Below are 13,440 nucleotides of genomic sequence, written 5' to 3'. Positions count from 1 at the left end.
TTCCTTTATCGACTATCAAATTGTTCCGTCAGTTGGATGGCTTTCTGTTGTAGCGTGATGATTTGACCAGAGATTTTTTCCAATTTTTCAAGTAAAATCTGTGCAGTTTTCACGCTGTGATAAGAGTTTATTGCGCGTACTGTTTGGTTGTAGAGTACGCCTATCCGATGATTTTCGGCAATCAATTCCGAGAGTTTACGATAATAGTCCACAGCGGATTTATCCACTGTTATCACCTTGAACTTCCCTCCAAGAATACATCCACGCACAAAATCAGACTTCGATTTTGCACCGGATTTATGGAAAAGTTCAATGACTTTTTGCTGGTCTTTGGGGTTGGGCAACCGCACGTGCCAATTGTCCCAGCGTGGCTTTTCCGCTTTTTTTCTCTCTGAACGAGATTTCTCTTCCTTATCCATAGCTTTACTTTTCTTTAATCACGACTTTGGAGTGATTTAATCCCCTTTGGGGCAAGGGTCTTTGTGGTACAACTGTAAGTTTGTGTTACAAAGACACACCTTGCCAATATCAAGAAATGATACGATTGAAGTATCCACCCTCGTGGGGTGTCTGCTTCGGGATATTACCTCCATGTATTATTCTCGCCTGCAAAGTTACGGCGAGTTTTCAAATAACTCATTATCAATGATATTCACTCTTTTTCCTCGCATTTCCCTGCACTTCATCGGTGTCATATAATCAGCCAAAATATCATTTATTTTGCAGTCAGAACGAGCGAACAATGGCATGATGATACAAGTAAAAGATACATCGTATTACCGTTGGCTTACACCAAAGATGACAAGAACGAACGAAACATATTCATAACAATTTGTTGTCATGACAAACTATTGTCAGTACAACAGATTGTAAGAACTATAAATCGTCCTTTCAGACTATCGCACGAACCATACGCAGCCAGAACAAACTGTCTGCTGATACTTCTCAAAAATGAGAGAACATCCAAACATCAAATAGACAAGTAATATGAACTAAGAAATTATCATTATGGAGAACAAACAACAACGCCCCATCTTTCTGGGGTTCTCCTCGCAAAAGGGAGGAGTCGGAAAAAGCACGCTTGCCGAAATCGTAAGCAGCATATTGTACTACGAACAGGATATCAACCTCTTCGTGGTGGACTGCGACCTGTCGCAGGATTCCTTTTACAAGCTGAGAGAACGTGAGAAAAGCGTCATTCAGGGAAGCGAGGAACTTTCCAAGTCTATGCAGGCATTCTTTCAGCACCTCGGCAAAAAGGCATACAGAATTTACAAGTCTAGTCCCAAGGAAGCCGTCAAGACAGCACAAAGTAAGATTGACGCTATCAGCAATGAGAAGTACCAGTTGGTTGTGTTCGACTTTCCCGGTCATGCAGGAACAACGGAGTTGATGGAACTGTCCCTTCAAATGGACTATATCCTGTCTCCACTTGAAGCCGACATACAGTCGCTCGTCTCTTGTATGGCATACGCCAAGACCATTACGGATATTGGTGTTTCTATGTCCGACTCACGGATAAAGGACATTATTCTGTTCTGGAACAAGGTGGACAGAAGGGTGAGGAACATCATCATTGACGAATACACGAAGCTCATCCAAGGACATGAGCTCACGCTCCTGCCCGGCTATGTATATGCCACGCACCGCTTCTCCCACGAACTCTCCACATACGGGCTGCGTGGTGTGTTCCGTTCCACCTATCAGCCTCCTGCAAAGGGACTGCGAACGGGTACGGGGCTGGATGAACTCGTCTCCGAGATAATTCAACGTTTCAAACTAAAAACAAAAACAGAACATGGCAACGATTGAGGAAAGAAAACAGCAACTGGAAAAGAAGCTAAAGAAAATGGCAGAGGACAATGTTGTGGTGAAACCTGTCACGGTCCCCAACCCCTTCGATCCATCCGAGGACACCGAGCCTTCCCTCGCAACATCACGAGAGGAAGACAAAGGTTCGGAAGAAATGAAGACGGCAAAAGAAGAACGAACAGACGAAACAGGAGGAGAGGAAATCGGGAACACGGAGCCGAAAAGAGAAAGGAAGCCAAGAATGGAAAAGTCCGGCAGGTCGTCCCTTTCCATAGAGGAATACCGTTCCCTATACTTTCATCCCGTACGTTCGCAAATGCGGACAGCTTTCTCCATCAATTTGGAGACATTACAGAACCTACGCAATGTGCTACAAGACTTAGGAGAAAGGGTATCTATTGCTTCCTATATTGATAATATCCTCCGGGAGCATCTGCGGGAACATCAGGAACTTCTCAATAATGCAGCAGCAAAGCAAAGACGTAAGACCACAATAACACTATGATGGAAACAATACTTTTCAGTTTTATACTGGTACTCATCATCATTTGGATGATGCTTGGTATCCTGTATTTCTATATGCGGTATGTATCTCCGTATGACTTCATTATCAAGAAAAAAGGAAAGAGCGATGAAGATAGCAAGAAGAAAGAAGCAACGAAGAAAAAAGACGGACAGAAAGGAAAAGGAACAATAGAGCAAGCCGAGTTTGTACTGATTGGAAAAAGCCGTTCCACTTCCCCGATTATCCCACAAATTCCCTCTGTTTCATCATCTGAAAATTCGGAGCAGAATAATAATAATTTTGCACCGCAGAACTCCGAAAAGGAGGAAGAAATGAAAGAGGACAACGAAATGGACATTGATTTCGAGATGGAGAGAGTGGACGAAGATGAGATTGTCCGTGAGGAATTAAACCTATCCATCGAGCCCACATCGGGCGAAGCCGAAATTTCGGAGCAGTCCGTCCTCGCACGTGACTTAGTCCGCCTGCAAAAGTGGGCAAAGAACAGTGAGGAGGCTGATGAGGAAGAAGTCAAAGAGACAGTTCGGCAGCTTCAAGACTCTGAGCTATTGGATAAGTACAAGGAGAACATCGCCAAGATGCAGGGAGAACAGTCTGCACTGTTGGAGAAAATCCGTAAGGCGGAAGAAAAGGAAGATCAGAGTGCTCAACCAGCAATGCCTTCATCACAAAACCCAACACCTCCTGTTTCTGGCATATCTGACACAGCAGTGGGCGATGCTGACGATAGACCGCTGTCCTATTATCTGTAAAAATGGTTTCTTGATTTTCATATTTCGGAGGAATGCAGGGGTTGCTCAAAAGTAAAATAATCAGCCAATATCTATCATACGATAAAACCGAGCCACCCCTGACACCTCCACAAGAAGACAATTCGTTTAACAACTTAAAATAAACAGCAAAATGAACAACAAAAAAATCACAATGATGCTGTTCCTGACGGCACTGACCACCGCAGGAGCGTATGCACAGGGAAATGGTATGGCAGGTATCAACGAAGCCACGAAGATGGTAACGTCCTACTTCGACCCGGGTACGAAACTCATCTATGCCATCGGTGCCGTAGTGGGTCTTATCGGAGGAATAAAAGTATACAACAAGTTCTCAAGTGGCGACCCCGATACGAGCAAGACAGCCGCTTCTTGGTTCGGTGCGTGTATCTTCCTGATTGTGGCTGCCACCATCTTACGTTCCTTCTTCCTGTAAACGATGGCACAGTGGGAAATCAATAAAGGTGTAGGTCGGACGGTGGAGTTCAAGGGTTTGAAGGCGCAATATCTCTTCCTATTTGCGGGAGGACTGTTGGCGGTCTTCTTTCTCGTGGTGGTGCTCTATCTCTGTGGCATCGACCAGATAGTCTGCCTCGGTCTTGGCTTAGTGGGTGCAACACTCGTCGTGTGGCAAACGTTTGCCATGAACCGCAAATATGGCAGATACGGACTGATGAAGCAGGGAGCCATTAAGATGCACCCGCGCTACCTCTTGAACCGCCGTACCGTCTTTCACCTTATCCGTAACCTCAAACCAAAACGCAAGGCATAATGAGAAACAACAGTAAAATCACGACCTTGGAAGCGAAGTTTCCGCTGCTCTCCATCGAGCAGGGTTGTATGGTGAGCAAGGATGCCGATATCACGGTGGCTTTCCGTGTGGAGCTGCCCGAACTCTTCACCGTCACCTCCACCGAATACGAGGCGATGCACTCCGCATGGCACAAGGCAATCAAGGTGCTACCCAACTATACCATCGTGCATAAGCAGGACTGGTTTATCAAAGAGAACTACCAAGCCAAAATGAATAGTCAGCAAGGCTCCGGACTTAGCTTTCTTGCCAAAAGTTCAGAGCGGCACTTCAACGAGCGTCCTTTCCTGCACCACTCGGTCTATCTCTTTCTAACCAAGACCAACAAGCAGCGTATGCAGCGACAGAGCAACTTCTCGTCGCTCTGCCGTGGACACTTACTTCCCAAGGAGATTACCGACAAGGAGGAAGTCGTCAAGTTTATGGAAGCCGTAGACCAGTTCGAGCGCATTATTAACGACACGGAGCAAATTCGACTCAGCCGTATGACGGAGGAGGATTTGGTGGGTACAGCCGAGAAAGGCGGACTCTTAGACCGCTACTTCTCCCTTTCTGAAGAAGGACACGCTTCTTTGGAGGACATACGATTAGGAGCAGACCTTGTGCGTATAGGGGATAATCGCCTTTGCCTGCATACGCTGTCAGACACGGACGACCTGCCTACAAGTGTTTCCACAGACACACGCTATGAACGACTATCGACCGACCGCAGCGACTGCCGACTTTCCTTTGCCGCTCCCGTAGGTTTGATGCTGCCCTGCAACCATATCTATAATCAGTACATCTTCATCGAGGACAGCGATGACAACCTGCAAAGGTTTGAGAAGCAGGCACGCAACATGCACTCGCTTGCAAGATACAGCAGAAGCAATCAGATTAACGAAGAGTGGATACAGGAATATCTCAACGTCGCCCACTCACAGGGATTGACCTCCATTCGTGCCCACTTCAACGTGCTAGCATGGAGCGATGACAAGGAGGAACTCCGCAACATCAAGAATGATGTGGGCAGCGCGTTGGCACTTATGGAGTGCAAGCCACGACACAACACCATTGATACGGCAACCCTTTATTGGGCAGGTATTCCCGGCAATGCCGCCGACTTTCCAAGTGAGGAGAGTTTCTATACCTTTATCGAGCCGGCTCTCTGTTTCTTCACGGCTGAGACCAACTACAAGGACTCGCTCTCTCCCTTCGGTATCAAGATGGCTGACCGACTTTCGGGCAAGCCCATCCACTTGGACATTTCTGACCTACCAATGAAGAAAGGTATCATTACCAATCGCAACAAGTTCATTCTCGGTCCGTCGGGCAGTGGCAAGTCTTTCTTCACCAATCACATGGTACGCCAGTATTACGAGCAAGGGGCGCACGTACTCTTGGTCGATACGGGTAACAGCTATCAAGGCTTGTGCGAGCTTATCCACCGCAAGACCAAGGGCGAGGACGGTGTTTATTTCACCTATACCGATGAGCATCCTATCTCTTTTAATCCTTTCTTCACCGATGATTACTTCTTTGACGTGGAGAAAAGAGAAAGTATCTGCACCTTATTGCTTACGCTTTGGAAGAGTGCCGATGAACATATTACCAAGACAGAAGCGGGCGAACTTGGTTCTGCCGTCAACGCCTACATCGAACTTATCAGGACGGATCACACCATCGTTCCCTGCTTCAACACCTTCTATGAGTATCTTCGTGATGTGTATCGGGAGGATATGGAGCATCGGGACATTAAGGTAACGCTCTCTGACTTCAATATCAATAACCTCCTAACGACACTCAAGCAGTATTATAAAGGTGGCAGGTATGACTTCCTGCTGAACTCGGATAAGAATATCGACCTACTCTCGAAACGTTTCATCGTCTTTGAAATTGATCAAGTGAAGGACAACAAGGATTTGTTTCCTGTCGTAACGATTATCATCATGGAAGCTTTCATTAACAAGATGCGCCGATTAAAAGGCATCCGCAAGATGATTCTCATCGAGGAAGCATGGAAGGCGATTGCATCCGCTAATATGGCAGACTATATAAAATATTTATATAAGACGGTCAGAAAGTATTTCGGGGAGGCTATTGTCGTAACGCAGGAGGTGGACGACATTATACAATCTCCCATTGTCAAGGAAAGCATCATCAACAACTCCGACTGCAAAATCCTGCTTGACCAGCGCAAGTACATGACCAAGTTCGACGGCATACAAGCCATGCTCGGACTCTCCGAAAAGGAGAAGAGTCAGATACTTTCCATCAACCAGAACAACGACCCCAACCGACTATATAAAGAAGTATGGATAGGTCTCGGCGGTATGCAGAGTGCTGTCTATGCCACGGAGGTAAGTATGGAGGAATACCTTACCTATACTACCGAGGAAACAGAAAAAGTCGAAGTGATGCAGCGTGCGGAGCAACTCGGTGGCGACATCGAAACGGCTATCAGGCAGTTGGCAAGTGAAAAACGAGAGAAAAGAAAGTAATTTTTCAACAACTTAAATATGACAACAACAATGAAAAAACAAGTTTTTATGCTACTTACCGCTTTGACTTTATTCTGCGGTGGTCAGGCACACGCACAATGGGTAGTAACCGACCCGGGCAACTTTGCGGGTAACATCGCCAATTCTGTCAAGGAAATCGCCACCGCCTCGAAGACGGTGAAGAACACCTTGGACGGCTTCAAAGAGGTAGAGAAACTCTACAACGACACGAAGAAGTATTACGACGATTTGCGTAAAATCAAGAACTTAATCGGTGATGCCTATAAAGTAAAAGAATGTATCCTGATGGTGGGCGACATCTCGGAGATTTACGTTACCTCGTACAAGAAGATGCTCTCAGACAAGAACTTCCGTCCTTCGGAACTTGCTGCTATGGCTTCCGGCTATACCAAGTTATTGGAATTGAGCGGAGAGAGTCTGAAGGAGTTGAAGTCCGTTGCCAAATCGGGGGTGTTCTCCATGAACGACCACGAGCGTATGCAGCAGATAGACCATATCTATACCACGCTGCGTGAATATCGCTCGCTGGTATCTTACTACACCCGTAAGAACATATCGGTGAGCTTCGTGCGTGCCAGAGAGAAGGGAGAACTGAGCGAGGTAAAATCTCTCTACGGTAATATGGCAAGCCGCTATTGGTAATCAAGTAAGGAAAGGACAAACTTATGGATTTTGCCAGTTTACACGATTTGCTCCGCTCGACCTATGACGAGATGATGCCGCTTTGTTCGGATATGACAGGTGTGGCAAAGGGGATTGCGGGCTTGGGCGCGCTCTTCTATATTGCACTGAGGGTATGGGCTTCGCTTGCCCGTGCCGAGGCAATCGACGTGTTTCCGCTCCTACGTCCCTTTGTGATTGGTTTTTGCATTATGTTTTTCCCTACGATAGTGCTTGGCACAATGAATGGCGTACTCTCCCCAATCGTCAAGGGTACGGAAATGATGGTGGACAAGCAGGAGGGGACGCTTGCCAAACTTATAGCACAAAGGGATAAGTTGCAGGAGGAAGCCTATCTGCGCAACCCCGAAACGGCATTTTTGGTATCGAATGAAGCCTTTGACCAAAAGATAGAAGAGATGGGCATCGTCGGTCCGGAGGATGCCATAACCATTGCGGGAATGTATGCGGAACGCTCTGCCTACCAAATGAAACAATGGATTTTGAAGTGTGTTCACGATATTATGGAGATACTCTTCCACGCTGCGGGATTGATTATTGACACGCTGCGCACTTTCATTCTGATTGTGCTCTCCATTCTTGGACCCGTCGTTTTCGGCATTGCCGTATGGGACGGACTGTTTGGGTCGATGACGGCTTGGTTTTCTCGCTATATATCGGTGTATCTATGGCTACCGGTGAGCAGCATCTTGACCGCCCTTCTGACAAAGATACAAGTGCTGATGGTGCAGAAAGATATTGAAACCCTTAGCGACCCGAATTTCCTCCCCGATGCGGGCAGTTGGTATCACATCGTCTTCTTCCTCATCGGTATCGTGGGCTACTTCTGTGTGCCTACGGTGGCAGGCTGGATTATCGAAGCAGGTGGCGGCATCGGCTCATACGGTCGTAACGTCAATCAGACGGCTCAGCGTGGAGCGCAGGGCGCATACACCGGAGGCAAGTATTTGGCAGGTGGAGCAGGAGCCGTTGCAGGCAACGCCATCGGACGTATCAAGGGTGCATTACTCAAAGGTAAATAACAAAAAACGAAAAAACAATGGAATTCAAATCACTCACCAATATCGAGACCTCATTCCGTCAGATAAGGCTCTATGCCTTTATCTTTGCCATCGTATGCGTGGCGGTCAGCGGATACGCCGTCTATGCCTCTTACAGCTTTGCCAAAGAGCAGCGAGAGAAAATCTATGTGCTTGACCAAGGAAAGTCCTTGATGCTCGCACTGAGTCAGGATGCAAGCAAGAACCGACCTGTGGAAGCGAGGGAACACGTCCGCCGTTTCCATGAACTGTTCTTCACCATCGCACCCGATAAGGATGCCATCGAGAAGAACATGGAGCGTGCCTTCCTGCTCTGCGATAAGTCGGCTTTCAATTATTACAAGGACTTGGCGGAAAAGGGTTATTACAACCGTGCCATTTCGGGCAATGTCAATCAGCGTATCGAGGTGGACTCTATCCGCTGCAACTTTGAGGTCTATCCCTACGAGGTAACGACCTACGCCCGTCAGTTCATCGTGCGACCGAGTAACATCACGGAGCGTAACCTGATTACGACCTGCACCTTGCAGAACTCCGTCCGCTCGGACAACAATCCGCAGGGTTTCCTGATGGAACAGTTTATGGTGCGACAGAATCAAGACCTCCAAACCTATAAGCGATAGCATGATGAAAAGGACAAGGGGATTTTCATTCGCACGGCACTATCTGAGGGCGCACTTGTGGCTTCGCCATCGGTGCGACAGGCTCACGGCAAGGCAGCGCAAGCTGATTGTATTCGGATTAAGTTTTGTCTATCTCGTCTGTTCCTTAGTGATGATAGCGCAGTTTTTCCTGCCTCACGAGGAGGAAAGGCTGCCTATCCCCAAAGGGAAAATAATAGACAGCGACATCCATACAGATAGCGTATTTATACGACTTTATCAACAATATTCAACTAACAGTAATGAAAATGGATAATAAACAGAAAGAACAACTGGAAAAAGGACTGGTCTTCGGTGGGCTGGGACTGCTTTTCGCCCTCTCGATGTGGTTCATCTTTGCCCCGTCGGGCAAGGAGAAGAGCGCAGCGCAGCAGGGACTGAACGACAGCATACCGCAGGCGACTACCGAACAGCTGACGGGAAACAAACTTAAAGCCTACGAATTGGGCGACAAGAGCCGTCAAGACGAACAGACACGCGAGGAGATGGGCAGACTTTCGGATTACTTTGATAGTAATACCGCCCCCTCGGAAAGCGAGCGTGCGGAAGCAGCCGCTTCGACGGCAAAGATTGAAAGCTCGATGCACCGCTATGAGGAGAACAACCGCCTGTTGAACTCTTTTTATGCGCCCGACCCCAATGAGCAGGAGCGTGAGGCACTGCGCTCGGAGTTGGACAACCTCAAAAAGGAATTGGCATCAAAGAATGAGAATGAGGATGCGGAGGAGAAGCGACAGCTCGCCCTGATGGAAAAGAGTTACCAAATGGCGGCGAAATATCTGCCACAATCTTCTTCGACTACCAATGCTGCCCACGCTTTTACACCCGCAAAGGAAAAGGGAGTTTTGGAAACATCGGCAACAAAACAAGTATCGGTAGCCGGTTCTCTTCCTGCAATGGAGGTATTGACAGAACGTAAGCAGGTGGTATCTTCGCTCAACCAACCGATGACAGATGCCGACTTTGTTCAGCAATACGGCACGAAGCCACGCAATATGGGCTTTCATTCGCTCACGAGTGCGGTTGCTGCCGTGTCCCGCAACACGCTCAGCGTGGTGGTGGACAGGACAGCGACACTCAAGGAGGGCGACAATGTGGTGTTGCGCCTGCTCGAAACTGCCAAAGTGCAGGGACTGCGCATTCCACGGCAGAGCCGACTCATAGCCGTCGCCAAGATAGAAGGCAACCGTATGCACCTGCTTATCAAAAGCATTGAGGTGGACGGACATATCATAGCCGTCAAACTCTCGGCATACGACATGGATGGACAGGAGGGTGTGTATATACCAGGTTCGGAGGACATCAATGCGCTTAAGGAAGTCGGGGCGAACATCGGCGGTTCAATGGGAACATCCTTTACCTTTGCTTCCTCTGCCAAAGACCAGATTATTTCAGAGGCTGCCCGTGGGGTGATGCAGGGTGCAAGTCAGCTACTTCAGAAGAAGCTGCGCACCGTCAAGGTAACGCTCAAAGGGGGTTACCGCCTTTTCTTGGTTCAGTCCAAATAAAACAATCGAAAATGATAAGTAAAAATAACATCAAATCAAAAGGAACAATGAAGAAAATTATTTTATCAATGGCTATGCTTACCTTGGTGGGAGCAACAGCCACAGCACAGGAAAACAATGATGGTCTGACACCGAGCCGTCCGCTTACTTCGGGCGAACTCTTTCAAGGTATGAGCCGTGCTATTCCAACAGGGCGTGTCGTACTGCCGTATGGTCTTGACGTTACTTTTGACAAGACCGTGCATCTTATCTTCCCTTCTGCCATTCGTTATGTAGACTTAGGTTCACAGAACATCATTGCAGGGAAGGCGGAGGATGCCGAGAACGTACTGCGTGTAAAGGCTTCAGTGAAGGACTTTGAAACGGAGACCAATATGAGTGTCATCTGTGAGGACGGCTCTTTCTATGCTTTCAATGTAAAGTATGCCGATGAACCAGAGAAGTTAAGTATCGAGATGAAAGACTTTCTCTCCACGACAGAAGGCAGGCTGCCAAGCAACCGCTCTGACATTTATTTTAAGGAACTCGGCAATGAGTCGCCTATATTAATCAAACTGATGATGCAGACTATCTATCAGAACGACAAGCGTACCATCAAACATATCGGTATACAGCAGTTTGGTATGAAGTTCCTGCTTCGTGGCTTGTATGCCCATAACGGCTTGCTGTATTTCCACACTCGTATGGAAAACGGCACGAATATGCCGTACTCGGTAGATTTCATCACCTTTAAGGTGGTTGATAAGAAGATGGCAAAGCGTACTGCTATACAGGAACAGGTGTTGCAGCCACTTCGTGCCTATCATCAGGTGATGCAGGTGCGTGGCATGGGTAGTGAACACACTGTGTTTGCGCTCGAACAGTTCTCTCTTGCAGAAGACAAGCAGCTTGAAGTGACGCTCTATGAAAGAAATGGCGGTCGTACGCTGACTTTTTATGTAACGGCAGAGGACCTGCAGATAGCAAAGAAGATTGATAACCTCAAACTTAAATGGTAATGAAGAAGTATCTTTTCCTTCTTATGTGTGCGGTGGCCATTGCGCTGCCCACACAGGCACAACGGCTGATTCCAAAGCAAAAAGGCTTGGAAATAGTAGGTAACGTGCCAATTATCAAAGGCGAGAATTTGTTTGCCAAAGACAATTTTGGCATAGGTATTTTGCTCACTCGCTATCTGAAGCGTGAGAATTATTCATTTCTTACGGTAGAATATGAGCAACAAAATATGCCGTATCGCAGCTATGATGTGAAACTCAAAGATGCCTTCGTGCATTTGGGTTATATGCAGCCTATTGTTTCTGACAATGGTAAAAATGTATTTGCCTATGCTGGAATATCCGCTTTGGGTGGCTATGAGGAACTTAACGAAGATAAGAAACTACTTCTTGATGGCGCAAAACTACTCGATGACTCTCACTTCGTCTATGGTGGAGCGGTGCATCTATCCATAGAATGTTTCTTATCGGACAATGTGCTGTTGCTACTCAAAGGACAGGGACGCATACTCTTTGGTACGGATGTTCATCATTTTCGCCCTGCTGTATCGGCAGGAATCAGGTTTAATCTATAAATGTAGGGAACAATGAAAAAGAAAATTTTTAATAGTATATGGGTAATGGGAGTGCTAACCCTTGCCGTGTTTTGTTTATCTGCTTGTGATAGGGAGTTGGATGTTCAGCAGTGTTATCCGTTCACTGTCGAGACGATGCCTGTCCAGAAGGACATCGTCAAGGGACAGACGGCAGAAATCAGGTGTACACTCAAACGTGAAGGCGACTTTGCCGACACTCGCTACACCATCAGATATTTCCAACCGGACGGGAAAGGAACGCTAAGAATGGACAATGGGACGGTATTCAAGCCCAACGACCGCTATCCGCTCACCAAGGATGTTTTCCGACTTTACTACACCTCACTCTCATCTGACCGCCAGACGATTGATGTATATGTGGAGGATAGTTTCGGCAGGGTTCAGCAGCTAACCTTTAGTTTTAACAACGAGCGGGAAGAGGGCAAGGACAAGCCTGCATCTTCACGCCACTAAGAACATAATGGATGCGAACGATACATTCTTTCATTTTACTTTGTGTATTCTGCCTGTTCTGTCAGCCGACCCTTGCTCAGCGGAGGGTGCGGTTGGCAGACTTGCCACCTTTTGAACGTGCGGTAGTCGTTGTAAAATACTTTGAGGGTATGCACAGCTGGAAGAATTATCCGTATGTTGGATATGGGCATCAGCTGCAACCAGGAGAGCGTTTCACAGCGGATATGACGGAATGGCAGGCAGACTCCCTGCTTCGTGCAGACCTTTGGAAATGCATTGAATGCTTCAAAGAATATGGCAAAGATGCCCTATTGCTTGCCGTCTTATCCTACAATGTTGGAGTAGGTCGGTTGTTGGGGTATGGCAAACATCCCAAGAGCAAATTACTCAAAAAAATAGAAGGTGGAGATAGGAGTATCTATCGAGAGTATGTTTCCTTCTGTCGATACAAAGGAAAGGTTTTGCGTGGGCTTGTCAAGCGAAGACAGGTGGAGTTTGCTCTATTCTTCATCTTGTAATTACTGAACACCTTTTTACCTAAAAACTCTTTAAATTTTATGGAAAAGCATTTATGGCATTGCAAAATTAAATATTTAATATTACTTTTGCAAACAAAAAGTATATATAATTACCAAACAATATGTATACGTCAACAAAATTGACAGAATATAGAAGTAAATATAATGTTTCGTGGGCTAAACAGTTGCCAGCCAACACTCCTCCTGAAGATGTCGTAGTTGCATACGACAATGAACCTTTATTTCGTCTAATTCAAGAAGATAGCGTCATGACAGAGGATGATTTAAAACCTCATACTGAGCTGTATCCACAGAAAAAATTTGGAAACAAACTATGGCAAGCATCTGGGTTATCTTCACTATGCACATTGGAAGATGCACGTTCTATGGCGAAACTTCCTTACTTGAAACATTTGCATGGAATTGCAGAAATAATAATGTGCCCAGAATATGGTGTAATGCTAAAAACTCCAAGTAATAACTGTGCAAATCATTATACTTGGTGGCATACAACTTTATTTGATTTAAACAAAGCTGAAATCCAATATAGAGAAATAACTCTTTAAC

The 13,440-nt window shown here is 46.6% G+C and carries 17 protein-coding genes; 16 read left to right on the top strand and 1 reads right to left on the bottom strand.

Annotated elements, in window-relative coordinates; genetic code table 11:
• Positions 1–5: 5 nt before the first annotated feature.
• Positions 6–419, bottom strand: a complete 414-nt coding sequence (locus tag PREBIDRAFT_RS08180; protein ID WP_004338348.1) for a plasmid mobilization protein — start codon at positions 417–419, stop codon at positions 6–8.
• 589 nt (positions 420–1,008) lie between these two features.
• On the opposite strand from PREBIDRAFT_RS08180, the gene PREBIDRAFT_RS08175 reads away from it, so the two are divergent.
• From PREBIDRAFT_RS08175 to PREBIDRAFT_RS08100, 16 genes are all read left to right on the top strand, one after another.
• Positions 1,009–1,812 carry a nucleotide-binding protein gene (locus tag PREBIDRAFT_RS08175; RefSeq protein WP_004339679.1) on the top strand — a complete coding sequence of 268 codons (804 nt, stop codon included), beginning with the start codon at positions 1,009–1,011 and terminating at the stop codon, positions 1,810–1,812.
• Positions 1,799–2,317, top strand: a complete 519-nt coding sequence (locus PREBIDRAFT_RS08170) for a DUF3408 domain-containing protein (RefSeq protein ID WP_004338351.1) — start codon at positions 1,799–1,801, stop codon at positions 2,315–2,317. The genes PREBIDRAFT_RS08175 and PREBIDRAFT_RS08170 overlap by 14 nt, the downstream gene beginning before the upstream one ends.
• Positions 2,314–3,090, top strand: a complete 777-nt coding sequence (locus tag PREBIDRAFT_RS08165) for a hypothetical protein (RefSeq protein ID WP_004339677.1) — start codon at positions 2,314–2,316, stop codon at positions 3,088–3,090. The genes PREBIDRAFT_RS08170 and PREBIDRAFT_RS08165 overlap by 4 nt, the downstream gene beginning before the upstream one ends.
• A gap of 151 nt (positions 3,091–3,241) precedes the next feature.
• Entirely contained in the window at positions 3,242–3,544 is a 303-nt protein-coding gene (locus PREBIDRAFT_RS08160; protein WP_004338354.1) for a DUF4134 domain-containing protein, read from the top strand.
• A 3-nt stretch (positions 3,545–3,547) separates the two neighbouring features.
• Positions 3,548–3,880 (top strand): DUF4133 domain-containing protein, encoded by a 333-nt coding sequence (locus PREBIDRAFT_RS08155; RefSeq protein ID WP_004338355.1) that lies wholly within the window; start codon positions 3,548–3,550, stop codon positions 3,878–3,880.
• Positions 3,880–6,399 (top strand): TraG family conjugative transposon ATPase, encoded by a 2,520-nt coding sequence (locus PREBIDRAFT_RS08150; protein ID WP_004338356.1) that lies wholly within the window; start codon positions 3,880–3,882, stop codon positions 6,397–6,399. Before PREBIDRAFT_RS08155 ends, PREBIDRAFT_RS08150 begins: the two co-directional genes overlap by 1 nt.
• 30 nt (positions 6,400–6,429) lie before the next feature.
• Positions 6,430–7,062 carry a DUF4141 domain-containing protein gene (locus PREBIDRAFT_RS08145; protein ID WP_004339676.1) on the top strand — a complete coding sequence of 211 codons (633 nt, stop codon included), beginning with the start codon at positions 6,430–6,432 and terminating at the stop codon, positions 7,060–7,062.
• Positions 7,063–7,085: 23 nt separating this feature from the next.
• Complete coding sequence (gene traJ, locus PREBIDRAFT_RS08140; protein ID WP_004338358.1) at positions 7,086–8,123, top strand: conjugative transposon protein TraJ; 1,038 nt, start codon at positions 7,086–7,088, stop codon at positions 8,121–8,123.
• 17 nt (positions 8,124–8,140) lie between these two features.
• Complete coding sequence (gene traK / locus PREBIDRAFT_RS11190; protein ID WP_004339675.1) at positions 8,141–8,764, top strand: conjugative transposon protein TraK; 624 nt, start codon at positions 8,141–8,143, stop codon at positions 8,762–8,764.
• 4 nt (positions 8,765–8,768) lie between these two features.
• Positions 8,769–9,059, top strand: a complete 291-nt coding sequence (locus PREBIDRAFT_RS11710; RefSeq protein WP_004339673.1) for a hypothetical protein — start codon at positions 8,769–8,771, stop codon at positions 9,057–9,059.
• Entirely contained in the window at positions 9,052–10,311 is a 1,260-nt protein-coding gene (traM, locus tag PREBIDRAFT_RS08125) for a conjugative transposon protein TraM (RefSeq protein ID WP_004338361.1), read from the top strand. The genes PREBIDRAFT_RS11710 and traM overlap by 8 nt, the downstream gene beginning before the upstream one ends.
• 47 nt (positions 10,312–10,358) lie before the next feature.
• Positions 10,359–11,309, top strand: a complete 951-nt coding sequence (traN, locus tag PREBIDRAFT_RS08120) for a conjugative transposon protein TraN (protein ID WP_024992489.1) — start codon at positions 10,359–10,361, stop codon at positions 11,307–11,309.
• Positions 11,303–11,881 carry a conjugal transfer protein TraO gene (locus tag PREBIDRAFT_RS08115; protein WP_004339670.1) on the top strand — a complete coding sequence of 193 codons (579 nt, stop codon included), beginning with the start codon at positions 11,303–11,305 and terminating at the stop codon, positions 11,879–11,881. The genes traN and PREBIDRAFT_RS08115 overlap by 7 nt, the downstream gene beginning before the upstream one ends.
• Positions 11,882–11,893: 12 nt before the next feature.
• Positions 11,894–12,355, top strand: a complete 462-nt coding sequence (locus tag PREBIDRAFT_RS08110; RefSeq protein WP_004338364.1) for a DUF3872 domain-containing protein — start codon at positions 11,894–11,896, stop codon at positions 12,353–12,355.
• An 11-nt stretch (positions 12,356–12,366) separates the two neighbouring features.
• Positions 12,367–12,873 (top strand): glycoside hydrolase family protein, encoded by a 507-nt coding sequence (locus PREBIDRAFT_RS08105; RefSeq protein WP_004338365.1) that lies wholly within the window; start codon positions 12,367–12,369, stop codon positions 12,871–12,873.
• A 140-nt stretch (positions 12,874–13,013) separates the two neighbouring features.
• Entirely contained in the window at positions 13,014–13,439 is a 426-nt protein-coding gene (locus PREBIDRAFT_RS08100; RefSeq protein ID WP_231551771.1) for a hypothetical protein, read from the top strand.
• Position 13,440 lies beyond the last annotated feature (1 nt).

The sequence above is a fragment of the Prevotella bivia DSM 20514 genome (assembly GCF_000262545.1).
In the GTDB taxonomy this organism is placed as follows: Bacteria; Bacteroidota; Bacteroidia; order Bacteroidales; family Bacteroidaceae; genus Prevotella; species Prevotella bivia.
Note: the sequence above shows the minus strand (reverse complement) of the source record. Positions and strands in the feature narration are given on the sequence as shown.

Bases quoted from the DNA above. Each gene is read 5' to 3' on its own strand.
- PREBIDRAFT_RS08175 (WP_004339679.1), top strand. From the start codon at position 1,009: ATGGAGAACAAACAACAACGCCCCATCTTTCTGGGGTTCTCCTCGCAA.
- PREBIDRAFT_RS08165 (WP_004339677.1), top strand. From the start codon at position 2,314: ATGATGGAAACAATACTTTTCAGTTTTATACTGGTACTCATCATCATT.
- PREBIDRAFT_RS08150 (WP_004338356.1), top strand. From the start codon at position 3,880: ATGAGAAACAACAGTAAAATCACGACCTTGGAAGCGAAGTTTCCGCTG.
- PREBIDRAFT_RS08105 (WP_004338365.1), top strand. From the start codon at position 12,367: ATGCGAACGATACATTCTTTCATTTTACTTTGTGTATTCTGCCTGTTC.
- PREBIDRAFT_RS08160 (WP_004338354.1), top strand. From the start codon at position 3,242: ATGAACAACAAAAAAATCACAATGATGCTGTTCCTGACGGCACTGACC.
- PREBIDRAFT_RS08170 (WP_004338351.1), top strand. From the start codon at position 1,799: ATGGCAACGATTGAGGAAAGAAAACAGCAACTGGAAAAGAAGCTAAAG.
- PREBIDRAFT_RS11710 (WP_004339673.1), top strand. From the start codon at position 8,769: ATGAAAAGGACAAGGGGATTTTCATTCGCACGGCACTATCTGAGGGCG.
- PREBIDRAFT_RS08155 (WP_004338355.1), top strand. From the start codon at position 3,548: ATGGCACAGTGGGAAATCAATAAAGGTGTAGGTCGGACGGTGGAGTTC.
- traN (WP_024992489.1), top strand. From the start codon at position 10,359: ATGAAGAAAATTATTTTATCAATGGCTATGCTTACCTTGGTGGGAGCA.
- traJ (WP_004338358.1), top strand. From the start codon at position 7,086: ATGGATTTTGCCAGTTTACACGATTTGCTCCGCTCGACCTATGACGAG.
- PREBIDRAFT_RS08180 (WP_004338348.1), bottom strand. From the start codon at position 419: ATGGATAAGGAAGAGAAATCTCGTTCAGAGAGAAAAAAAGCGGAAAAG.
- traM (WP_004338361.1), top strand. From the start codon at position 9,052: ATGGATAATAAACAGAAAGAACAACTGGAAAAAGGACTGGTCTTCGGT.
- traK (WP_004339675.1), top strand. From the start codon at position 8,141: ATGGAATTCAAATCACTCACCAATATCGAGACCTCATTCCGTCAGATA.
- PREBIDRAFT_RS08110 (WP_004338364.1), top strand. From the start codon at position 11,894: ATGAAAAAGAAAATTTTTAATAGTATATGGGTAATGGGAGTGCTAACC.
- PREBIDRAFT_RS08145 (WP_004339676.1), top strand. From the start codon at position 6,430: ATGAAAAAACAAGTTTTTATGCTACTTACCGCTTTGACTTTATTCTGC.
- PREBIDRAFT_RS08115 (WP_004339670.1), top strand. From the start codon at position 11,303: ATGGTAATGAAGAAGTATCTTTTCCTTCTTATGTGTGCGGTGGCCATT.